The 24,361-nt window shown below is 38.7% G+C and carries 20 protein-coding genes; 11 read left to right on the top strand and 9 right to left on the bottom strand.

Annotation, left to right across the window (positions count from 1 at the left end; translation table 11 throughout):
* Positions 1–97 precede the first annotated feature (97 nt).
* The 4 genes from ABFX33_RS10120 (at position 98) to ABFX33_RS10135 (ending at position 7,445) form a co-directional block, all read left to right on the top strand.
* Positions 98–2,839 (top strand): outer membrane beta-barrel protein, encoded by a 2,742-nt coding sequence (locus tag ABFX33_RS10120; protein WP_346085888.1) that lies wholly within the window; start codon positions 98–100, stop codon positions 2,837–2,839.
* 20 nt (positions 2,840–2,859) lie between these two features.
* The gene (locus tag ABFX33_RS10125; RefSeq protein WP_346085890.1) at positions 2,860–3,648 is read left to right on the top strand and encodes a GLPGLI family protein; all 789 of its coding nucleotides are present in this window, start codon (positions 2,860–2,862) and stop codon (positions 3,646–3,648) included.
* Between the two features lie 286 nt (positions 3,649–3,934).
* Positions 3,935–6,652, top strand: coding sequence for an outer membrane beta-barrel protein (locus tag ABFX33_RS10130; RefSeq protein WP_346085892.1), 2,718 nt, complete (start codon positions 3,935–3,937; stop codon positions 6,650–6,652).
* A gap of 1 nt (position 6,653) precedes the next feature.
* Entirely contained in the window at positions 6,654–7,445 is a 792-nt protein-coding gene (locus tag ABFX33_RS10135; RefSeq protein WP_257093910.1) for a GLPGLI family protein, read from the top strand.
* A gap of 75 nt (positions 7,446–7,520) precedes the next feature.
* Here the strand turns inward: ABFX33_RS10135 and ABFX33_RS10140 are convergent, their stop codons facing one another.
* Complete coding sequence (locus tag ABFX33_RS10140; protein ID WP_257093909.1) at positions 7,521–7,700, bottom strand: histone H1; 180 nt, start codon at positions 7,698–7,700, stop codon at positions 7,521–7,523.
* Between the two features lie 119 nt (positions 7,701–7,819).
* Positions 7,820–9,958 carry a S46 family peptidase gene (locus ABFX33_RS10145; protein WP_346085895.1) on the bottom strand — a complete coding sequence of 713 codons (2,139 nt, stop codon included), beginning with the start codon at positions 9,956–9,958 and terminating at the stop codon, positions 7,820–7,822.
* Positions 9,959–10,134: 176 nt separating this feature from the next.
* Here ABFX33_RS10145 and ABFX33_RS10150 point away from each other — a divergent pair, with 176 nt between their 5' ends.
* The 4 genes from ABFX33_RS10150 (at position 10,135) to ABFX33_RS10165 (ending at position 12,646) form a co-directional block, all read left to right on the top strand.
* Positions 10,135–11,505 (top strand): DEAD/DEAH box helicase, encoded by a 1,371-nt coding sequence (locus tag ABFX33_RS10150; RefSeq protein ID WP_346085897.1) that lies wholly within the window; start codon positions 10,135–10,137, stop codon positions 11,503–11,505.
* Positions 11,506–11,512: 7 nt separating this feature from the next.
* A complete protein-coding gene (locus tag ABFX33_RS10155; RefSeq protein ID WP_346085899.1) occupies positions 11,513–11,758 on the top strand; it encodes a hypothetical protein in 246 nt (81 codons plus the stop codon).
* Between the two features lie 99 nt (positions 11,759–11,857).
* Positions 11,858–12,208 carry a gliding motility protein GldC gene (gene gldC / locus ABFX33_RS10160; RefSeq protein WP_088160288.1) on the top strand — a complete coding sequence of 117 codons (351 nt, stop codon included), beginning with the start codon at positions 11,858–11,860 and terminating at the stop codon, positions 12,206–12,208.
* A 27-nt stretch (positions 12,209–12,235) separates the two neighbouring features.
* The gene (locus ABFX33_RS10165) at positions 12,236–12,646 is read left to right on the top strand and encodes an EVE domain-containing protein (RefSeq protein ID WP_257093906.1); all 411 of its coding nucleotides are present in this window, start codon (positions 12,236–12,238) and stop codon (positions 12,644–12,646) included.
* Positions 12,647–12,765: 119 nt separating this feature from the next.
* On the opposite strand, the gene ABFX33_RS10170 is transcribed toward ABFX33_RS10165, so the two are convergent.
* From ABFX33_RS10170 to ABFX33_RS10200, 7 genes are all read right to left on the bottom strand, one after another.
* The gene (locus ABFX33_RS10170) at positions 12,766–13,293 is read right to left on the bottom strand and encodes an acyl-CoA thioesterase (protein ID WP_257093904.1); all 528 of its coding nucleotides are present in this window, start codon (positions 13,291–13,293) and stop codon (positions 12,766–12,768) included.
* Positions 13,294–13,307: 14 nt separating this feature from the next.
* Complete coding sequence (locus ABFX33_RS10175) at positions 13,308–14,222, bottom strand: SDR family oxidoreductase (RefSeq protein ID WP_346085902.1); 915 nt, start codon at positions 14,220–14,222, stop codon at positions 13,308–13,310.
* Between the two features lie 129 nt (positions 14,223–14,351).
* Positions 14,352–15,296: a M20/M25/M40 family metallo-hydrolase gene (locus ABFX33_RS10180; protein ID WP_120261573.1), complete on the bottom strand. Its 945-nt coding sequence runs from the start codon at positions 15,294–15,296 to the stop codon at positions 14,352–14,354.
* 131 nt (positions 15,297–15,427) lie between these two features.
* On the bottom strand, positions 15,428–16,078 hold the full coding sequence (locus ABFX33_RS10185; RefSeq protein ID WP_257093902.1) for a lipoprotein signal peptidase: 651 nt from the start codon (positions 16,076–16,078) through the stop codon (positions 15,428–15,430).
* A gap of 54 nt (positions 16,079–16,132) precedes the next feature.
* Positions 16,133–16,519 carry a TraR/DksA family transcriptional regulator gene (locus ABFX33_RS10190; protein ID WP_046674049.1) on the bottom strand — a complete coding sequence of 129 codons (387 nt, stop codon included), beginning with the start codon at positions 16,517–16,519 and terminating at the stop codon, positions 16,133–16,135.
* Positions 16,520–16,522: 3 nt separating this feature from the next.
* Complete coding sequence (gene ileS, locus ABFX33_RS10195) at positions 16,523–19,936, bottom strand: isoleucine--tRNA ligase (RefSeq protein ID WP_346085904.1); 3,414 nt, start codon at positions 19,934–19,936, stop codon at positions 16,523–16,525.
* Between the two features lie 335 nt (positions 19,937–20,271).
* A complete protein-coding gene (locus ABFX33_RS10200; RefSeq protein ID WP_346085906.1) occupies positions 20,272–20,622 on the bottom strand; it encodes a HesB/IscA family protein in 351 nt (116 codons plus the stop codon).
* Positions 20,623–20,908: 286 nt separating this feature from the next.
* On the opposite strand from ABFX33_RS10200, the gene glyA reads away from it, so the two are divergent.
* The 3 genes from glyA (at position 20,909) to ABFX33_RS10215 (ending at position 24,304) form a co-directional block, all read left to right on the top strand.
* Positions 20,909–22,180 (top strand): serine hydroxymethyltransferase, encoded by a 1,272-nt coding sequence (glyA, locus tag ABFX33_RS10205; RefSeq protein WP_257093901.1) that lies wholly within the window; start codon positions 20,909–20,911, stop codon positions 22,178–22,180.
* A 646-nt stretch (positions 22,181–22,826) separates the two neighbouring features.
* Entirely contained in the window at positions 22,827–23,375 is a 549-nt protein-coding gene (locus ABFX33_RS10210; RefSeq protein WP_428835645.1) for an RNA polymerase sigma factor, read from the top strand.
* A 233-nt stretch (positions 23,376–23,608) separates the two neighbouring features.
* Positions 23,609–24,304, top strand: a complete 696-nt coding sequence (locus ABFX33_RS10215; protein WP_120261577.1) for a zinc metallopeptidase — start codon at positions 23,609–23,611, stop codon at positions 24,302–24,304.
* Positions 24,305–24,361: the final 57 nt, after the last annotated feature.

The following is a 24,361-nucleotide window of genomic DNA, read 5'->3' on the forward strand; positions in this document are numbered from 1 at the left end:
GCTTCAGAATGCTTTTTGAGAAATAAAATTAAATTTACTGTAACAAAACATTGGTTTTATTTACTAATGTAATATTGATATACTATCCAACGATTTTATGAAAAGAGTTTTGCAAATTCTCTTGTTTTTCGTTTTCGGTGTTCATGGAATAGTGCTAGCACAGTCCAAAATTGCCGGAAAAATAAGTGATGTAAAAGATCAGGTCAAACTATCTGATGCAACAGTTATGTTGTTAACCGCTAAAGATTCCATATTGACAGGTTTTACCCGATCGGATGAAAATGGACTTTTTTCTCTATCCAAGCCAGATACGGGATCCTATCTGTTGATCGTCAGTTATCCCAAATACGGTGATTATTATACATCGATTTCTAAAGACAAAGATTATTCTAAGTTAACTGTGGGATTGACCAAAACGGCCACTTTATTGGAGGAAGTTATTGTTACGGGTCGAATTCCCATTACAATAAAAGGAGACACCACTGAGTATGATGCCGGTAGCTTTAAGGTGGAAAAAAATGCGAAGGTGGAAGACCTGTTAAAAGTCTTGCCGGGGATCACAGTCGACGCGTCCGGAAAAATTACTGCACAGGGTAAAACTGTCAAAAAGGTACTCGTGGATGGCGAGGAGTTTTTCGGTGATGATCCGACATTGGTGACCCGTAATATCCGATCAGATATGGTTGATAAGGTACAGGTGTATGAAAAGAAATCCGAGCAGGCGGAACGAACAGGAGTAGATGATGGACAGCGGGAACAGACGATCAATGTCAAACTAAAAGAGGGTGCCAAAAATGGCATGTTCGGAAAAGCCTTACTCGGAGGCGGTACCAGTGATTATTACATGGGGCAGTTGATGTTAAACAAATTCAAAGGATCTCAAAAGATTTCCGTTTATGGTCTTTTTGGAAATAACGGGACAACAAGTATGAACTGGCAAGACGCACAGAAATATGGTGGTGACTCGGGTGTTTCATACGGGGATGACGGATCCATGTCCTGGACTAATTTTACGGATCCTTTTTCAGGGCAAGGTGTTATCGGTATACCCCGAGCGATTAATTCCGGGGTTAATTTTTCGGATAAATTCAATAAGGATAAACATAATATTAATATCAACTATAAATACGGAAGATTAAGCAGTGATGGAGACGATGAGACCATCAGTACAGGCTTGATCAATAATAAATCGAATAAATCTGTAGATACAGAGAATGATCAGCATCGCGCCAATTTAAAATATGATCTAAATTTTGACTCATTAAATACCTTGACCATCCGGGGTGGAGCTTCCCGCAAAAATCTCTGGTCGGACAACAGACGTGAAGCCTATCAGTTTACGCAGAATATGGATACGACTGTAGCTGAAAAAACTCATGAGACCATTAAGAACACGATCAACGAGTTGAATTTTAGTACTTATTTTACCCATAAATTTAAGAAAAAGGGGCGCTCATTTACATTAGATGGTCAAGTCAGACGAACTGAAATGATAGGAGATGGTTATCTATTCTCAGAGGTTAAAAATAGTTTGGCTAAGAAGGATACCGCAGGTTATACGCCAATAGACTCTACAGATCAACGTAAGGAACGCAATAATAAAAATGAGGTGCTAGGCGCTTCGGTATCGTATACAGAGCCGTTGTCAAAAGTTTGGAATCTCGTTGTCGGAACTGGAATAGAAAGTAGTAATAATTCCTCCCGTGTTGAATCATTCAATAAAGGTGTTGACGGGAAATATAATAACCTGGACAGTCGTTTCAGTAACAATTACGATTTCGATAGACGGAGCAGCAGATATAAATTAGCCATAGTGCATACGACGGATAAGTTTAGGTTTACCGTTGCAAATAATTTTAATAATGACAGACTGAAACAATATAATTACTATAGCCAAGAGGGGCTTTCCAGAAGTTATTTTACGTATAATCCCAATGTGAGTGCCGGATATTCTTTCACAAAAACCAAAGGGTTATGGTTGAATTACACAGGAAAGAATCAATTGCCTTCCATGACTCAGATTCAACCTATTTTGGATAATTCGGATCAGATTAACCGTTATTTGGGAAATGAGAATTTAAAACCTTCTTTTATAAACTCCTTAAATATAAACTATAACTCATTTCGGATTCTGACCGGAAGTTATGTCTATGTGGGCGGAAATATCTCTTTGGATAAAAATCCCATCACACAAAATATTGATACTGTACAGGGATTCAATATCTATACATGGAATAATGTAAGTGGTAAAACAAATACATCTGTTAACATCTGGTCTGGGTACCATTTCAAATTGAGCAAAAAACTGGGTTTGTCCAATTCGCCACAGTTCTCTCTGAATATGAGTGACAATTATAATCTATTCAATCAGCAATTGAACAAAGTCAATACAACGAATTTCAATTTTACATATAACTTTAAAAGAGATACAAAGACAGGATTGAATTTCGATTTAAACTTCAGTCCGCAATATCGGTTAATGAAATCCAGCTTGGAGCGCAACACAAATAGTAATGGTTTTGTATTTGGATCGAACGGTAGTGTAGAATATTTTATTGGCAAAACCTTTAAAGTATATACAAACTATAGCTATACCTACGAAGCAGGAACGAAGGCTTTTGATCAAAAATTTGAACAATTTTTGTTGCACCCCGGAGTAAGTAAAAAATTCCTGAAGAATGAATCGCTCATGTTGGATTTTATGATCAATGATGTGCTTGACCAAAATAAGGGTTTCAGTCGTTCAGCATCGACATCAATTTTTACACAGCGTCGTTATGATACGATCCGTAGATATTATATGCTCAAGCTATCCTGGGACTTCACCAAAATGTTTTAATAAAATTTAAGATAAATACCATGCTAAAATATATCGTTTTTCTCTTTTTATGCTTCACTATGCTAAGCCTCAAGGCACAGTACACCCTATTCGGGAGGTCTGGGAGCATTGCCTACGATAAGACCATGTACATAAAGAATATTGTGGGTAAGAAATTCTTAGCAAAAGCTGATGATAAATCAAAAATGTTTTTTGAACAGGTGCTGCCCAAACTGCCAGAAAATGCAGTATTGAAAAAGACCTTAAAATTCAATGCCAATGAAACCTTGTTTGAACCGGTCAAAGATGATCATCTGGATCAGGTGGTCAAGCAATATATCATGATGCTCGCTTTGGATTTTGAAGGAATTACCTTGTCCAATATGACGACTCGATCTTTCCAAAGGTATAATGATATCGTTGGCGAAAAGATTATTGTGGAAGACACGATGAAACGTATCAAATGGAAAGTTACCGACGAGTATCGCGAAATTGCTGGATACAGCTGCCGGAGAGCTAATGGTCTTACCGCTGATTCGATTTATGTGATCGGGTATTATTGTAACGAAATTCCGATTAGTGGTGGACCTGAGTCTATTAACGGGCTTCCGGGGATGATCCTTGGATTGGTGGTACCAAGTCAGCACGTTTCTTATTTTGCCACTAAAGTCGAATTGAGCAATGATGTAGTCATGGATAAGAAGAGATTCGAAAAAAGCAAAATGAAACGGATGAGCAGAAAGACAATGACCGATCAGATTTCGGCTGTATTGTCGCAGCACATGAATAAAGAAACAGTTCAATTTATCATGGAGCTAGGCAATTTGTAGGAAGGTCAGCTTATTCAATGATCAATGCGATTGGAGGTAGGAGCTGTTTCGATCAACAAAGGGTTATCTATGGATAGCCCTTTGTTGATCGTGGCAAAATAAAATCAATGTTTATATTGATGATCTTACATGAAACGTTGTTGATTTCGTTTGACTTAGATTGAATCTTCTAGTGATTTTTTCATTACATAGTTATTTTTTTTTATGACGAAGTAAAAAATATCCAGTAAAATAGTAGTTTTGCCTGCTATTATAATTTGTCATTAAATACCATTTAATAAATTTTATGAAAAGAGTGTGGTTATCACTTTTACTTTTTCTACTTTGCTTATGCGGAACAGTTCATGCGCAATCCAAAATCGAGGGAAAAATTAAAGACGCAAAAGATAAGCTTAAACTTCATAATGCGACAATTATGTTGTTAACTGCCAAAGATTCGATTCTGACGGACTTCACCCGATCCGATGAAGAAGGGAGGTTCTCTCTATTACAGCCAGATACTGGCCAATATGTGCTTATCGTAACCTATCCAAAATATGGCGAATATTATGCCGACATCTTACCAAAGAGAGATTATTCAAACTTGTCGATTGGGCTTACAAATAGTGCTACTTTATTGCAGGAGGTAATCGTAACGGGCCGGATTCCAATAACAATAAAGGGAGACACAACAGAATACGATGCCCGGAGTTTCAAGGTAGAAAAGAATGCAAAGGTTGAGGATCTTTTGAAAGTTTTGCCCGGAATTACTGTAGATGCTTCTGGAAAGATTACCGCACAAGGGAAAACCGTTGAAAAGATGCTTGTTGATGGGGAGGAATTTTTTGGTGACGATCCAAAATTGGTGAGCCGAAATATCCGTTCGGATATGGTGGATAAGATTCAGGTCTATGAGAAAAAATCTGATAAAGCAGAGAAAACTGGTATTGATGATGGTGTACGTACACAGACCATCAATGTTAAGCTAAAAGAGGAAGCCAAGCGCGGTGTTTTTGGAAAAGTCGATGCTGGAGGAGGAAACAATAAATTTTATCTTGGTCAAGGTTTTTTGAATTATTTCAACCAATCTTTTCGGGTTTCAACTTATTTGATCGCAAGTAATACAGGCAAAACAGGATTGAATGGTCAGGAAGCTTCAAGTATAGGCGGTGATGGGGACGGTTCCGGAAACTTTGAGGGCGAAGGAATTCCAAAGTCTCTCAATACAGGGTTCTTATACTCGGATAAAACCGCAAATAAGAAACATTCCTGGCGGATTGACTATAAATATAGCCAGTCAAATGTAGATCTGGATAGAAGTATATTTACCAGAAATGCGGCGAGAGATACCATTCTGATTAGCAATAACATTACCGCTGCTTCCAGTGATAATAAAAGACATAATGTGGGACTGAAATATGAATTTAAAATAGATTCTTTATCCGATTTGACAGTATGGGCAGGCGCTAATAGGAAACGCGATATCAGTTCTTCAAGGACTATTTCAAACACGGTCAACCAATTTGATCAGCTGGTTAATGGAAATATCCGAGATCTTAACAATGATACCAAGTCAGAGGAGTATAATGCTTCAGCACTTTATGTGAAACGATTTAAGAAAATGGGTCGTTCATTAACAATCAATTATTTCACCTCAGGAAGTAAGCAGGATGGTGAGCAAAAGCTATATTCAAGTTTAGTTTATTATAGAAATGGAGATTCTGTGGGAAATACAACCTTGGATCAGAAAAAGGTCATTGATAACAATACATTTACAACTGGTGGTGAGCTGTCTTATTCTGAACCTTTATCAAAAAAGGTCATACTAGCTTTTGAATACGGTATTAATTTTAACCGTAATAGTAATTCGGTAGAATCCCTGAACAAAAATCTGAACACAGGAAAGTATCACGATAAGGATGATGTGTATAGCAATGACTTTTTGTACAAAACAACGAAGAACACCTATAATCTTTCGATCAACTATAAGCCGATGGAAAAATTTGTTGTTAACATTGCCAACAGGTTTGAAAATAGTGATTTGTCACAATTGAACAGGGCGGACGACGCACACTTGTCCAGATCTTTTTTTGTCTATAATCCCGTTTTGGATTTAAATTATGAGATTAAAAAAAATAGATCGATTTCCGTGATCTATAGAGGAACAAATGGATTACCTTCACTCAATCAGATTCAGCCACTACGCTCAAATCTTGATCCATTGAACGAATATTTAGGAAATGAAAATTTAAAGCCATCTTATACGAATGAATTGAATTTAAATTTTAGATCTTTCTCCATTCTTACAGGTGAGTTTTACGGTATTTACATCAATGCTTCCCGAACGAAGAATGCTTTGGTGCAAAATACCACAATCGACTCTGTCGGTAAAACGACCTTTATTTGGGATAACTTGAACAATAATGCCAATAATCAAATTAGCATAAGACCAATGTATTATGGGATTTTATGGAAAAAGTACCAATTGAGACACGGTGGAGGGCCAGCTATTTCTATCGGTAATAATTATAATTACGTGAATAATGTTTTAGCCAATGCAAAGTTTCAGACCTATTCTTTGAGTTATGGACTTCAAAAGTCTTCAACAAAAGGTTTGGATTTTGGAATTGAGGTTTCACCGGGATATGTCATCCAGGATAATTCGATTGGCATGATGGAAGATAGTAAAGGGTTTACATTCTCATCTAATGGAGAATTTAAATACTTCCTGCCAGCCAAATTTGTATTACGGACAGAATTTAACTACATATATCAGGCACCAACGGCGGTTTATAGTAAGAAATTCGAGCGTTTTGTGCTGAGTCCCGGACTATCAAAAAAGTTTATGAAAGACGAGAAGCTCGAACTGACATTTATGATCAATGACGTATTGAACCAAAATATTGGCTTTGAACGAAATCAAAATGGAACACTTCTGACTGAGCGCCGATTTAATACCATCGGTAGATATTATATGGTGAAACTGAGCTGGGAAATCAATAAGATGTTAGTCAAATCAAAATAAAATGAGAACGATCAGAAATATAATAACCCTATTTTTAATACTATGTTTGGGAAAGGTAGCGGAGGGGCAATATGCTTATTTTCCAGATCAGGGAACAATTACTTTTGAGAAAACCGTATTTCTTAAAAATTTGATCAAGCGTTATGGAGCTTATGCTAAGGACGAAGAGAGCCGAAATGCATTTAAGGGAATGGCGGAACATGCGCCAGAAAATCAAGTCCTCAAAAAGACGTTGAAGTTTTCTACAAATGAGGTGCTTTATGAACATGTTCCTGAGGATTACCCTGAGGCCGCTGAGCAGCTGATGCGGATGGGGATTTTCGAATCGGGAATCAGCAGTTATCAACATTTGAAAACAAAGGAATTCAAATCTACATTTGAATTGGGAGGAGAACGGATTGTAATAGCCGATTCTACGCTGAAGATTAAATGGAAAATTACAAACGAGTACAGAGAGATCGCAGGATATCAATGCCGCAGAGCTAATGGGCTTGTACTTGACTCAATCTATGCTGTCGCATTTTATACAGATCAGATTCCCGTATCTGGCGGGCCGTCTGCATTCAATGGTCTACCTGGGATGATTTTGGGTTTGGCTGTCCCGGAGCTCCATTATAATATGTTTGCCACTAAAGTAGAGCTGAGTCCTGTAACTATTTCTTCTAACGAGCTTCTTAAGAAAAAAGACAAACCTTTGAATAGAAAGCAAGTTTACGACAAACTAAATGCAGTTGTGGGTGGTTATCTTGGTGTGAAGGTGTATAACCTTGTGATGGGCTGTTACTACTTGTAACAAGCTTTAGGTCGCATTAGTGCGTAAAAAAGGCCCTTCATTTGAAAGGCCTTTTTTATGTAAACTCAAGAAAGATTATTTTCCGTTGTTTTTCTTAGCAGTAACTTCGTTACGAATTTCTTGTGCTAAGGTTTTGATGTCTTGTAATCCTTTACGTACACGTGTACCAGCAGCAGAATTACCATTGTTGAAGAACTTGTCTGCATCAGCTTCGATAGAAGCTACTAACTCTTTTAATTTTACGTAGTTTTCCATTTTTTTATAATTATAATTTTAGTTTTTATGGTTTTTTCCTAAACACTCCCTAAATATACAAAAACGAATCAAATTGAAAATAAATTTCGTTTTTTTTTATCGAAAAAGCTTAAAAAAAACTATTCAACAATCTTAAGTTCCTCAATAATATTCGTTGCCCCAGCAAATTTATCGATGATAAATAATACATAACGGATGTCAACTGAAATTGTACGTTGTAGCTTATGGTCGAAGATCACATCACCAGCCATCGCCTCAATATTACCATCAAAAGCTAGGCCAATTAATTCGCCATTGCCATTTATTACCGGAGAACCGGAGTTTCCACCAGTTATATCGTTGTTACTTAGGAAGTTTACTGGTAAATATCCTTTTTTGTCAGCGTAACGGCCATAGTCCTTATTTTTGTACAAATCCATCAAACGTTGTGGCAAATCGAACTCTTCGTCACCTTTTTTGTATTTCGCAACAGTACCTTTTAAGGTTGTATAGAAGTTCTTGTCAGCATCGTTACGAGGGTCTTTTGGTAAGCCTTTGATAGTGCCATAAGAAAGACGCAATGTACTGTTTGCATCCGGATAGAATTTACCTTTTGGATTGGAGGCCAATACACCTGCAACATATTTGCGGTAAGCTGCGTCAAACTTGTCATGCTCAGCTTTCGCGCTAGGATCTTCCTCACGGTATTTGTTGATCAATGCCGAAGATAACTTATACAATGGATCATTTGCTAAAATTTCAGCATTTGGTTTTTCCAAGTAATTGTTTAAACGCTCAGCAGAAGCAAAAATGCTGTTTTTTACCGATTCTTTGATATAGGCTGTGAAATCGTTGTTATTTTTAGCAGCTAATTCAGCAACATATGGAGCGATATTCCCAGCTTTTTTTGCATATAGATTCAATTCATCGATTAATACCTGCTCTTCTAAAGGCATATACATTTTTTCGTAGCCTGCATCGATTGCTGATTTTAAACGTGGAAGAATATCTTTTCTGCGCGCTTCATCACCCGCAGCATAAACTTCTAAACCAGAACCGATCGAATAAGGTAGCGTAGCGATTGCACTGGAACGGATCATACCCATCAGGTAATTATCGTGTTTCGCTTTCTCATTTGTTGCACTATAAAATGCATTGATTGTTTTGATTACATCACCGTATTCCGCTTTATTGGCGGCTTGATTTGCCCATTTGTCAAATTTAACCTCATCTTTAGCTTTAGATGCCGCTGTTTTATGTAAGGTCAATGCATCAATCATACCCTGACGATTTTTCCAGTAATTGGCTACCTGAGAGTATTTCGAAGCATAGTTTAGTTTGACAGCTTGATCCTGATCCATGAATTTCTTCATAGCATCCATACCTGTTTTAGATGCTTCAACCCAAGCTGGGTACGCAAATTTCACGTTTTGATTGATGCCACCTGAAGGCATCCAACGGTTGGTACGCCCCGGGTAACCAAGGATCATAGCAAAATCGCCTTCTTGAACACCTTTTAAGCTAACAGGTAAGAAATGTTTTGGTTTCAATGGAACATTGTCCTGTGCATATTCTGCTGGGTTTCCGTTTTTGTCTGCATACACGCGAAAAATTGAAAAGTCACCTGTATGACGGGGCCATTCCCAGTTGTCGGTGTCGCCACCGAATTTACCAATACTATTTGGAGGAGTTCCCACTAGACGCACGTCATTATAATCTTGGTATACAAAATAATAATATTCATTCCCTTGGTAGAAAGATTTTACCTCAACAACATATTTGCCATTTTCGCTGTTTTCCTTTTGGATTTTTGCGATCTCAGCTGCTATGATTTTGTTACGCTCATCTTCAGTCATTTTATTGTTGACCAAACCTAAGATACGTTTCGAAACATCATCCATGCGTACAAAAAAGCGTACAGATAATGATTTAGGCTTCAATTCCTCGCTTTTTGTTTTTGCCCAGAAACCATTTGTTAAATGGTCATTTTCGGGTGTAGACAATTCGGCAATAGCGCCATAGCCACAGTGGTGATTGGTGAATACCAAGCCTTGGTCAGACACAATCTCTGCTGTACAGCCACCGTTGAATTGCACGATAGCATCTTTTAAGCTCGAGTTGTTAATGCTGTAGATTTCTTCGGCACTTAAACGAAGGCCTTTCTTTTGCATATCGGCCTCATTTAGACGCTTCAGATACATTAAAAACCACATTCCCTCATCGGCAAATGCAGCAAAGCTTGTTGTTATCAACAACAAACACATCCATAATTTTTTCATATCAACCTGATAAAAAGTTTGTTTATACCCTACAAAAATGCTTTAATTCTATTAAAAACCAAAATAATAGACTTTATATTGTGCTTTTTTCCAATTTTTATGTCAATTAAAAGTAAATGTGTACCGTATTGGTTATCAAAGAAAGTCAAATGGACTCTTTTCCTTATCTTTGTCGGATGCAGCAATCATTTGAAAATTTTAAATTCAATAAACAGATCTTAAATGCGGTCACAGAAGCGGGGTATGAACAACCGACTGAGATCCAAGAAAAGGCAATTACACCGATATTGGCGGGGCAGGATGTGATGGGAATAGCTCAGACCGGAACCGGAAAGACAGCTGCATTTGTATTGCCCATGTTGATGAAATTGAAGTATGCACAAGGAACTGATGCACGCGCCCTGATCTTAACACCAACCCGCGAGCTGGCGATGCAGATCGAGGAGAACATCAAATTATTTTCTACTTACCTTGATTTACGTTCTGTTGTATTATATGGCGGATTAGGACCAAAAACTCAAATAGAAACACTTGAAAAAGGAGTTGATATTATCGTTGCTACACCGGGGCGATTCCTTGATTTATATTTAGAAGGACATATCGTCGTTAAATCACTCAAATTTTTAGTTTTGGACGAAGCGGACAAGATGATGGATATGGGATTTATCAGCAAAATCCACCGCGTATTGGAAATCGTTCCTCGCAAACGCCAAAATCTATTGTTTTCAGCAACAATGAGTGAGCTTGTTCGTAAGATCGCTGGAGATTTTCTTGCTTTTCCTACCGTTATCGAGGTGTCTGAACAAGCGACTCCCGCAAAAACGGTTAGCCAGGCTTTGTATTTTGTCCCTAATCAAAAAACAAAACTGAATTTACTGCAGCATCTATTGAAAGATGATGAAGCTTTTAGTAGACTGATTGTTTTTTGTAAAACAAAGCAGGTTGCAGATAACGTTTTTCATTTTCTGGAGCGTAAATATGGCAAAGATGAAGTTCGTGTCATTCATGCGAATAAGGGACAGAATACCCGTATAAACTCGATCAACGCATTTAAGGAGGGAAATATCCGTATCCTAGTTGCAACGGACGTCGCAGCACGGGGACTTGATGTGTCCAATGTGAGCCACGTAATCAACTTCGAAGTTCCTATTGTTATCGAAGACTATGTGCATCGTATCGGACGTACCGGTAGAGCCTTCAATGAAGGGGATGCAATCACTTTTTGTAATGAGGCCGAGAAATATTATGTCCGAAAAATTGAGAAATTGATTAAGCAGAGTATTCCGGTACATCCAATTCCGGAAGAGGTATTTATTGAGAAAACACCTTTTCAGGAGAAACAGGATATCGCACGTGATATTGATAATCAAAAGAAAAAAGACAATCCAGATTATCAGGGAGCCTTCCATGAAAAGAAATATGTGATCAAACAAAAGGAAGTACGTGAAGCACAACGTGCCTCGGGCTTTAAGCCGAAAGCCAAGAGCAAAGGGAAGTCTGGTGGTGGTAAGGCAACAGGATCAAATCGTAATTTCAAGAAGCGATAGGTGAAGAATGCGGTTTACTCCATTAAATATCGCTAGTGCATGCTTGGTAGCTTGGTTTGTTATGGAAAATCCCAATGACGAAAAGGCACTATTTACATGGGGGGCATTTATAGCTTTGATGGTACTACTGACAATCGTTGATATTTTGTTTAGAGTACTCATTAAAGAGAATAAAAAAATGTGGATGCTACAGTTGGCGTTTTTGCTGGTCGTCTGTGTTGCTAGCCTGATCGTTAAAGTGACATTTGCGTAGTGGAAAATAAAAAAATAAGAAGAGATACGATGTATGCCATGGGCTTACAAAACTGAAATCTCAATACTAAATACTCATATCTCAATACTCAATACTAAAATGAAAAAAGCGGAAATAAAATTACAAGTAGAGCTGGACGAAAACAATGTTCCTGAAAACATCATGTGGTCGTCCACAGATGGGAATAATGCAGAAGAATTACCTGCTAAAGCAATGTTTTTAGCCCTATGGGATTCTCATTATAAAAATTCAATGCGCATTGACCTTTGGACCAAAGACATGCCTTATGATGAAATGAAGCGTTTTTTTTATGAAACCTTACAAACCTTGGGCGATTCCTTTATCCGTTCCTCAGGTGGAGATCCCATGGCTGAGAAGGTGATCGGTGACTTGCGTGACTACTGTGCGCATTTTGCGGATAAAATGGAAGTATTAATGCCGCAACAATAGTTTTTAACGCTTAACAAATATTTGACTATGCAATATTTCTTAGTAAAATCTGAACCATTTAAATATAGTTGGGAACAATTCAATAAAGATGGACGGACGTTTTGGGATGGTGTACGCAATTACCAGGCTAGGAATAATATGAAAGCGATGAAAGAAGGGGACTTGGTTCTGTTCTATCATAGCAACGAAGGAAAGGATGTGGTTGGTGTCGCAAAAGTGGTGAAAGAATTTTATCAGGACCCAACGACAGATGATGAACGTTGGGTTGTCGTGGATCTGGCTCCTGTTGAAACATTGAAGAAATCTGTCACCCTGGAGACGATCAAAGCAGATGAACAGTTACAGGATATCGCTTTGGTAAGACAGGGCCGCCTATCGGTGATGCCACTTAAACCGGAGGAATTTGATCGAATCTTAGCCTTAGGTAACGAGGACTAGTTGATTTAGAAGAATGCTAGACTAACATACTGCTCCTGTTTGGACAGGATTATAAATAAAAAGAGAGAACTTGTATATATGTTCTCTCTTTTTATTTACTGCAATTATAGCATAAGGTATCAATTCTTTTGGCTAAATAAACTGACCAATGCTTTTAGTTTTTTTGCATTTTCGGGTTTTAATTTTCCTGCCAGAATAAGGCGAAGTTCTCGTCGTTGTAGCGCATCCTCGTAAGCTTTGTGTTCTGGCTCTGTCTCCGGGATCAACACAGGGACGGCTTTGGGGTTGTTGTCGGCGTCTACAGCAACAAAGGTATAATAAGCCTCATTGGTTTTTACACGTGTGCCCTCGGGCAGATTTGATGCGAAAATTTCCATGCGTACCTCTAGGGAGCTGTTAAATGCACGTGTCACTTGCGCTTGTATGGTGACCACTTCACCCAATTTGATCGATCGTTTAAAAGATACATTATCCACAGATACTGTAACGACCACATTGCTACAATGTTTTTGTGCGGCAATAGCTGAACAGATATCCATCCAGTATAATAAACGGCCGCCCATTAGATTTCCAAATGTGTTGGTATCGTTAGGTAGGACCAATTCGTTCATCTCCGTGTATGACTCTCTAGCAAATTTCTCTATCATATCATTTTTTGTCATTATCGTCCAAATTCTTTGAATTGGCTATCAATTATTTCCAAAGATTTCAAAAATGTTGTTGGTACATAGCCCAGTTCTTTTTCGGATTTACTGAGATCAAAACCTGTCTGGCGCGGCCTGTTATCCGCTTGTCCAATACTCGCCGCGCTGATTTCTGAAATCAATGTTTTGTCCAGTTTCCAATAATCTGCGATTTTATAAACCGCCTCATTGATGGACATCAACTCCGCTCCAGAGATATGAAATATTCCCTGAGCTTGTCGTTCAATAGCCAATTGACAAGCATGCGCTAAATCATCTACAAAGGTAGGCATTCTCCATTGGTCATTAACCACTTTTATAGCTTCTTTTTGGGAGAGCTTTGCCTTCGCCCAAAGGACTAGATTGGAACGATTCGGATCTCCGTTGATACCGTAGACCAAAATTGTACGTAAGATCGCATAAGGACAGGAAGACTGTGCCAGTACTTGTTCAGAGGCATATTTGCTTTTCCCATACTCACTTTGTGGGTGGGGGGCATCCAGTTCATTATAGGCAGTGCCTTTTTTGCCATCAAATACAAAATCGGTAGAGAGATGGATCAACTGTGTCTTATTTTTTTCGCAGTAACTTGCTAGTGTTTGTACCAGATCTACATTGATCAGCTGGCAGGCAGCTTTATCGGCCTCACATGCTTCCACACTGGTCATAGCAGCGGTGTGTATAATCGCATCAAAAATATGGTTGGATAAAAAATCCGCTAATAGGATCTGATCCAACAAGTCAACTTGATAGAAAATATATCCTGCTTGATTCGGGTTTCTATTCGGGCCTTTTGAAATGGCTGTAACCTCATAAAGATTATTTCCAGCAAATAGGTCAACGACCTTCTGACCCAAAAAGCCATTGGATCCTGTGACAAGAATTTTTTTCATCCGTATACTTATTTTTTTATCTGTGTTTTAATCTCGCGGGTATCTAAAGTACCTTAATAAATCCGCTCTCGTTTGCCCTCGAGCCTAGGCTATATTTTAAAAGGTCATCAACGGATTATTTTATCCGTTTTAGTTGGTCCAGATAAAGTCCATTTTACTTGATTGTTTCATGATATTCTCGATTACCGATTTCTCTAGATCCAGAATAGATTTTAATGAATTGTAATCGATTTTGTCTGCATCATCCGTTGGCATATGATAGTCGGGATGTCCGCCAGTATGGAAGAATAATACGGGAATATTCTTTTTGTAGAATGAAGTCTGATCCGACCCGCCGTTACCGTCTTTGCTTAAGTTGAACTTGATAGGCGCTTGGATATCTTTGAAAATAGTCGGCCATTGACTGCTTGTTCCGTATCCGATGACGGCAAGACCGTTGTCGGGATTGTAGCGGCCGATCATATCCATATTAAGCATTGCCGTGATTTTTTCCAACGGTAGGGTAGGGTGTTCGGTAAAATATTTGGAACCCACCAGACCCAGCTCCTCGGCACCAAAAGCGATAAATAATAAATTATAAGGCTCTTTTTCCTTATTGCTGCTAAAATAACGGGCGAGTTCCAATAAACCAGCAGTACCCGAAGCATTGTCATCAGCACCATTGTGGATTTTACCAACACCTAGCGAGTCTTTTGAGCTACCTTGGCGACCTGTTCCCAAGTGATCGTAATGCGCACCTATCACAACTGTCAGCGGGGCTCCATTATCGATAAAACCTATAATATTGTCAGCATTACGAATACTGTCAGCTACCTTTACCTTCCACACCTTTGCTTTAAAAGATTGGCGATAGCCTTTTTCACCCTTGGGTTGTAATTTATATTTTTTAAACTCCTTTTCGATATAGTCCGCTACTTTGAACACTTCTTTACTACCTGTCCCGCGACCTTGCATTTTGTCATCCGCCAGGTAGTAGATATGTTTTTTTAGATTCGGGATTTCAATTTGTTGTGCTTGTGCCACTTTTGTCACAAAAAGTGCGCAGACGATAAGGAATAAGTTAATGTTTTTCATTTTTTGGTATTTAGTATGGAGACCGTCATAACCTATATGACCAGATTGCTTGATAATCAGAATACGATCCCCGTTTTTAACGTTTTAAAAGAAAAGCCTTGCGATTAACAAGGCTTTTGTAAGATATTTCGTTAATCTTCAACGATTTCGCTATGGATACTCGATTTCTCTTCTTTTTCTGTTTTGAAATAACGTTTTTGGAATAATAGTATCAGTACGACCCCCACTGAAATAGCTGAGTCTGCAATGTTGAATACCGGCCGGAAGAATAGAAACTCTTCACCACTCCAAAAAGGTACCCAAGTAGGGAAAGTACCTTCAATTAAAGGAAAATAAAGCATGTCAACTACTTTTCCATGCAGGAAGGATGAATATCCTCCACCCGCCGGAAATAAAGATGCCTTGTCGTAAAAAGTACTGTCACTGAAGATCACACCATAGAATGCTGAATCAATGATATTTCCCAAAGCACCAGCAAGAATCAGGGCGACATTTAATATAAAGCCACGGTTGTATTTATTCTTGATCATGTAATGTAGACCATACCCAATACCAGCTACGGCCAGTATCCGAAACACGGTCAGGAACAATTTCCCGTAATCACCACCAAATTCCATTCCGTAGGCCATCCCATTGTTTTCAATAAAATGGATTTGGAAGAATTTACCTAATATGTGATGACTTTGTCCAATTGTCATAGAGAGCTTAACCCATATTTTTGACAATTGGTCTATTAAAAGAATCGCGACAATCAGTGCGACTGGTTTCGTATACCCCTTCATTGTGCTATAAAAATGGTCTTTGCCTACGCAAAGACCATATATTTTTACCTAAAATTAATATTGTTTGTTTTTCGCCTCGATGCTCAAGGTTGTATGCGGAACAGCTTTCAAACGTTCTTTTTGGATCAGTTTTCCTGTTTCTCTACAGATACCATACGTTTTGTTCTCGATGCGCACCAACGCTGCTTCCAGATTGTCGATAAACTTCTTTTGACGTGCAGCCAATTGGTTGGTTTGTTCCTTTTCCAAAGTTGCAGAGCCGTCTTCTAAGGTCTTGTATGTGCCCGCAGTATCGTCTGTACCATTCGCATTGCTGTTATTGAGCGTTGCTGTCAACGAGGAAAGCTCTTCTTTTGCTATTCTAAGCTTGTCCAAGATAATATCTTTGAATTCTTGTAATTCTGAATCGCTATAGCGTGTTTTCTCGTTGTTGTTTGCCATAATTTAATTTTTTTGGATTAATGCCTTAAGTTCTTTGCCATCGATCTCGATGGTCTCTCCTTCAGTTAGTGAATCTTCAAATACCAATGAATCGGCTAGAATTTCGGTGCAAATATAAGATAAATTTTCTTTCGCTGCATTGACTACTTCTGAGGCTGCTGTTAACTTTACGTTAATTCTATCAGTCACCTCAAGTCCTTTTTCCTTCCGTAAATTTTGTAGACGGTTGATCAACTCTCTTGATAAACCTTCTTTCTTCAATTCTTCGGTGATATGAACATCCAATGCTACGGTCAATTTACCCAGATTAGCAACTTGCCATCCCTCCACATCCTCTGCTATAATTTCTACATCGCTTAATAGAATAGTATATGGCGTACCTGTTAGGGCCAATTCACCGGCTGATTCCAATGTGCTGATTTGATCTATAGTCAACGATTGGATAGCTGAAGAAACTAACTTCATATCCTTACCAACTTTCGCGCCAAGAGCTTTGAAGTTTGGTTTTATTTTTTTCTTGATTATACCAGTTGTATCCGTAATGAACTCAATATCTTTGATATTGGTTTCCGAAAGTATCAAATCTTTTACTTTTTCCACCTTCTCCTGGAAAGCACTATCCAGTACTGGGACGAGGATTTTGTTTAATGGCTGACGCACATTGATCGACGTTTTCTTACGTAGTGAAAGTGTCAAAGACGAAATATCCTGCGCCAGGGCCATACGTTCTTCCAGATCTTTATCCACTAGTTTTTCATCGTATACCGGGAAGTTGGCTAAGTGAACTGACTCAACTTGTTCCTTATTGGTTGCAGTATTCAAATCCAGGAATAGTCTATCCGAGAAGAATGGCGATATTGGTGACATTAATTTCGCAATGGTATCCAGACAAGTGTATAATGTCTGATATGCAGAAATTTTATCTTCGGTATATTCTCCTTTCCAGAAACGACGACGGCACAAACGAACGTACCAGTTACTCAAGTGTTCATCCACAAAGTTTTGGATTGCACGTGCGGCTTTCGTCGGTTCGTAATCCGCTAGATATTCATCTACTTCTTTCGTTAGTGAATTTAGTAACGAGACAATCCAGCGGTCGATTTCAGGACGGTTTTCTAATGTAATATCTGGTTCTGCATAGGAGAACTTATCAATGTTGGCATAAAGCGCAAAAAATGCATAGGTATTGTATAGCGTACCGAAGAACTTACGGCGTACCTCATCCAATCCCTCCATGTTGAATTTTAAATTGTCCCAAGGAGCAGCATTGCTGATCATATACCAACGGGTAGCATCAGCACTATATTGATCGATCGTTGAGAAAGGATCAACACCATTGCCTAAGCGTTTGGACATCTTATTTCCGTTTTTATCCAATACCAATCCATTGGAAACAACGTTTTTGAAAGAGACCGATTTATACATCATTGTAGAGATCGCATGTAGCGTAAAGAACCATCCACGAGTCTGATCCACACCTTCGGCGATGAAGTCTGCAGGGTATGCATGATTGAATCCATCTTTAAATGGAAACTCTTCACCTTTTGCCAGCTTCTCATGATCCAATCCCCATTGTGCATAAGGCATTGCTCCCGAATCGAACCATACGTCAATTAAGTCAGGCTCACGGAATAATTTTTGACCAGCATCAGAAACAAGAACGATGTCGTCAACATATGGACGGTGTAAATCTAGCTTTTCTGTGTCAAATTTATCTAGATAGGCTTGGTTTTTCGCTTTCTCATCTGCCGATAGCACATCCGAAGTCAGGGAGGCCTCTAACAAAGACTTTAATTCAGGTAACGAACCGATACAGACCTCTTCATTCTCATCTTCTGAACGCCAGATTGGAAGTGGTGTACCCCAGTAACGAGAGCGGGAAAGGTTCCAATCGACCAGGTTTTCCAACCAGTTTCCAAAGCGTCCTGTTCCAGTTGCTTCGGGTTTCCAGTTGATCGTTTTATTTAAAGCGACCAGATCCTCTTTTACCGCAGTAGTACGGATAAACCAGCTATCCAATGGATAGTATAAAACCGGCTTGTCTGTACGCCAACAGTGTGGGTAGGTGTGCTCGTATTTTTTAACATCAAATGCTTTGTTATCCTCTTTTAGTTTGATCGAGATCAAGACGTCAGTAGGTTTGAAATCTTCTTTCGCACGCTCTTCTGCACTGTAGTATTCCTCTTTTACAAATCGTCCTGCAAAATCGGTGATTTCATTCACGAAACGACCTGTACGGTCTACCGTAGGAACATCTTTCCCATTTTCGTCTTTGACCAAAATACCCGGTACACCGTGTTCTTTTGCTACACGAAAGTCATCTGCACCATAGGTCGGCGCAGCATGCACGATACCTGTACCATCTTCAGTGGTCACAAAGTCACCAGGGATGACGCGGAATGCATTTTCTTGTAAATCTTCATTGGTGATATAAGGCAACAATTGTTCATAGCGCAAGCCAACAAGCTCTTCCCCTACAAATTCTGTTGCAAGTTCCCAAGGGATAACTTTATCACCCAATTTGTAGTCTTGGAAAGAGGCATCTTGCCCCTCTGCTTTAAAATGCTTGCTGACCAGATCTTTTGCCAATACAACAGATACTGGTGCACCTGTATATTTATTGAAAGTTCTGATTTTGACATAGTTTATTTTCTTGCCAACAACCAAAGCTGTATTGGACGGTAAGGTCCAAGGCGTAGTCGTCCAAGCGATAAATGCAATATCTTCGGCTTCATCATCCACTAACTTTTCAATCGCTGGATGGAGCTGGCTTTTGATCAATCTGAATTCAGCAACAATTGTTGTATCCTTCACATCTTTATACGTACCCGGTTGATTAAGCTCATGGGAACTCAATCCTGTACCTGCAGCAGGTGAATAAGGTTGAATGGTGTAACCTTTATACAATAAGCCTTTTTTATAGAGCTCTTTTAACAAATACCATAAGGTTTCGATGTATTCGTTTTTATACGTGATGTAAGGATGTTCAAGATCGACCCAATAACCCATTTTGTTGGTTAGGTCATTCCATACATCGGTATATTTCATCACTTCCTTGCGGCAAGCGTCATTATATTCTTCTACGGTAATCTTTTTGCCGATATCCTCCTTAGTAATACCAAGAGCTTTCTCGACGGCAAGTTCAATTGGAAGGCCGTGGGTATCCCAGCCTCCTTTTCGTTTTACCTGGTAGCCTTTCAATGTCTTGTAGCGACAGAAAATATCCTTAATCGTACGAGCCATCACGTGATGGATTCCAGGCATTCCATTTGCAGAAGGTGGCCCTTCAAAAAATGTATATGACTTGCTCTCAGGGCGATTATTGATACTTTTTTCGAATATTTTTTCCTGTTCCCAACGGGTCAAAATCTCTTTACCAATCTCAGGTAAATTTAACTGCTTATATTCTTTGTACATCAGACTGTTGTATGCTTCTTTTCTAAAGGTCGCTAATTTAGTGAATTATGATGGAAAAAGAAAGAGGGCTTTGTTGCTGTAGTATCATTATATGATGAGCAAAATATTTTTGAAAATCCCCGATACGGTCAATGATCAACGATTACACAATCATGGTGGCTGATGAAGTCGAACTGAAAGCTAGGAGATAGGGCGATCGTAGCAGGAATACGTGGAATAAGGGGCGGTTGAATTTTCCGAAACAGTCGATCAGGTTTGCTGTTACGGAGGGCTAATATGAAAAAGGGATTGCTATCCGCAATCCCTTTTTCATTGGAATATGTGCAAATTTCAACTTATGCTGAAAAACTACTTCCACAACCACAAGTGCTACTTGCATTTGGGTTATTGAAAGTAAAACCTCTTGCGTCAAGTCCTGATTTGAAGTCAATTTCCATGCCTGCAAGGTATAAGCCATGTGCTTTGTTCATAAAAATACGGATTCCTTCAATTTCGTACTCGTTGTCTCCATCTTTTTTCTGGTCAAAACCAAGGATATAACTCATACCCGAACAACCGCCTCCTTCTACACCGACACGTAAACCAAAATCATCAGAAATTTCTTGCTGATCTTTTAATTTATTGAGTTCCTTGATTGCCCCTTGCGTTAAGGTAACAGGAGCAATTGCTGTATGTTCTGTGCTCATTTTGATAATGTTTTAGCCAATTCTTTAACAAAAATACATATTTTTAATCGCAAATCGCCCGCCTTGGATTTTTTGACATTTACAAAACATTCAATTTTTATTGGATTGTGTGAATCCAGATAGGAGTTAAACGGATACCTTGGTTAATTAGCTAATTCGCATAAATAAGCTCATTTTTCTAGGAACATTTAATAAAATATGGCTTTTTGTCGATATTCTTTATGGAATATGCTATCTTTGAGGCATTAAAATAAAAACAAAATTTACTTTACAACATTTAAAAACAATGGAAAGAGATCAAGCCATTTTTAATTTAATAGCTGATGAGCTGAAACGCCAAGAAGAAGGTATTGAATTAATTGCTTCGGAAAACTTTGTTTCAAAACAAGTGATGGAAGCTGCTGGTTCAGTGTTGACAAATAAATATGCAGAAGGCCTCCCAGGAAAACGTTACTATGGAGGTTGTGAAGTTGTGGATGAAATTGAAACCATCGCAATTGATCGTGCAAAGCAATTATTTGGCGCAGAATGGGTAAATGTTCAACCTCACTCTGGAGCACAGGCAAATGCGGCTGTTTTTTTGGCGACAATCAAACCTGGAGACAAAATTTTAGGTCTTGATTTATCTCATGGTGGACACTTGACTCACGGATCACCAGCAAACCTTTCTGGTAAGATCTATCAACCATTATTTTACGGTGTAAAAGAAGAAACAGGTCTAATTGATTACGAACAGTTGGAAGAAACCGCGCTTCGTGAAAAACCAAAAATGATCATCTGTGGTGCTTCAGCTTACTCCCGTGACTGGGACTATGCACGCATCCGTAAAGTTGCTGATGAAATCGGTGCGATTGTTTTGGCTGATATCTCCCATCCAGCAGGTTTGATCGCGCGTGGTCTATTGAATGATCCACTTCCTCATTGTCATATTGTTACAACTACGACACACAAGACACTACGTGGTCCTCGTGGTGGTATGATTATGGTTGGTAAGGATTTTGAAAACCCTTGGGGTATCAAAACACCCAAAGGTGAAATCCGTACGATAACGCAATTGTTGGATTTAGCTGTTTTCCCTGGTACGCAAGGTGGTCCTTTGGAGCATACAATTGCTGCAAAAGCAATTGCTTACGGTGAGGCCTTGTCAGACGAGTATATGGAATACATTGTTCAGGTGAAGAAAAATGCTGCTGCATTGGCAAAGTTCTTCGTTGATCGAGATTATAAGATTATCTCTGGTGGTACAGATAACCATTTGATGTTGGTTGATCTACGTAACAAAGATATTTCTGGTAAAGAAGCTGAAGCCGTATTGGGTAAAGCAGGTATCACAACCAATAAAAATATGGTTCCTTTTGATACACGTTCTCCTTTTGTAACTTCAGGTGTGCGTTTCGGTACAGCCGCAATCACTACTCGTGGTATCAAAGAAAATGATATTATTCAAATCGGAGAGTTAATTGATGAGGCATTGAAAAATGCATCCAATGATGCTGAATTGGATAAGATCCATGGTAAAGTGAAAGCCATGATGGCAGAATTCCCATTGTATAAATAAGACGCTGTCTTTATCATATAGAAAAGCGGAATCATCTCAGGGTGATTCCGCTTTTTTCGTTTTTGATCTTATACGATACCCACCGCGTACTTGCTCTGCCACATGCGAGTCATTCATGCATTTGTTTTTTAAGTTTTATGCGCCGTATCTGCTATGAAGTACGACCGTACTATCTTACGGGCAACTGTGCATCAACCTTCTAATTAACAGGAATTTTATCCTAATATAATAGGGGATTGATAGGTACTTTATTCGCTTTCATCCGAATAAGGTCCGAATAAGGTCCGGACAAGGTCCGAATGAGGTCCCTATAAAGTCCCTGTTAGTTGAGAGTTTGTCTCAAGGTTAGTCACTGGATAAATTGAATCAGACATAAGCCTTTTTATTAAATGCCTTTTTGCGAAGGAAAGGGAGTTTTAACATTTTAAATGTTAAAAAACCTTAAATTGAAATGTAATAATTTGATTACTCAATAATTTTACGGTACTTTGAAATACTATTAATTGATTGTTTTACAATAAGAAAGGAACACTATACGCTAAACATTTACATTTTACAACAGAACTGATAATTTATTTGCGAACTGCTAAAAAGTAAGTGACGTATGAGACTTTTGAAAAGTAAGAGTGATCAAGAATTGATCCAAATGTATGTCGGGGGCCAAGAGTCCGGCCTAGAGGCATTGTTGAATCGATATAAATCGAAAATTTACACCTCTATATATATGAAAGTAAAAGACGAATATCTTGCTGAAGATATTTTCCAGGAGACTTTCATTAAAATCATCAACACATTAAAATCGGGCAAGTACAATGAAGAGGGGAAATTTTTGCCTTGGGCTATCCGTATTGCCCACAATATGATCGTTGACTTTTTTAGAAAAGCCAAGCGGGCCCCAAATATCGTTAATGCGGATGGTTTCGACATTTTTGAAGTATTGGAATTCAGCGATGAAAGTGCTGAATCAAAAATGCTGAGACAACAGGTCGATGTCGACTTAAAGAAAATGATCCAGAAACTACCAGATGATCAGAAAGAGGTTTTAATTATGCGACACTTCTGTGATATGAGTTTTAAAGATATTGCTGAGATAACGGAGGTGAGTATCAATACCGCCTTAGGAAGAATGCGCTATGCATTGAGTAATTTACGTAAAATGATAGAGGGTTCTGATTTAGTCTTTCAGATGGGATAATGAAATAAGCACTATAATTTAGAAAATAACAAACAAAGGGAGTGAGTTTTTCACTCCCTTTTTTATGCTACAATGTCATGTCTGCATCAGAAGAAATTGTTCTTTTTGTCAGTTATACGCTTTTTATTATCTTAGAAGTTCATGCCTTTATCAATTTATAGGAATTGGAATGAGGTTTGATGATCATATTGAAACTATTAAAAAGAGAATAACGATAAAAATATAAAAAAGCTATGTACTTGATTTTATTTATTGGAATAATGGTGGTAAGCCTAATTGTCCAGACAAGATTTAAAAACAAATTTAAGAAGTATTCAGAGATGCCATTGGGGAATGGAATGTCTGGAGCTGAGATTGCGCAGAAAATGCTCAATGATAACGGTATATATGATGTGAAGGTATTGTCAATTCCTGATCGCCTGGGCGATCATTATAATCCATCGGATAAAACGGTCAACTTGAGTCCTGAGGTATATAGTGGTCGCAGTGTAGCGGCAGCAGCGGTAGCGGCTCATGAATGTGGTCACGCTGTCCAGCACGCGAAAGCATATAAATGGTTGGGTTTCCGTTCAGCGATGGTACCAATGGTCAATGCGGCTTCCAAACTGACTTCATGGGTATTAATGCTCGGCGTGATGTTATTTGCATTTTCCAAAGGCGGTAATCCATGGTTGTTAGCGGTAGGTGTGGGAGCATTGGCGATTACAACAATATTTTCGTTTATCACACTTCCTGTAGAATTTGATGCGTCAAACCGCGCTTTGGAATGGTTGAACCATGCTGGTGTTACGTATAATGGTGAGGAACATGATGGTGCTAAAGATGCATTAAAATGGGCTGCTATGACTTATGTCGTTGCTGCTTTGAGTGCCTTGGTAACACTTTTATATTATGCTTCCATCTTATTTGGTGGGCGTAGGAGTGACTAATGAGTGGTTAGGTAACTCGAGTATACAAAGAAATGCGATTATTTTTAATAGTCGCAT

It is taken from the genome of Sphingobacterium ginsenosidimutans, assembly GCF_039536865.1.
GTDB lineage: Bacteria > Bacteroidota > Bacteroidia > Sphingobacteriales > Sphingobacteriaceae > Sphingobacterium > Sphingobacterium detergens.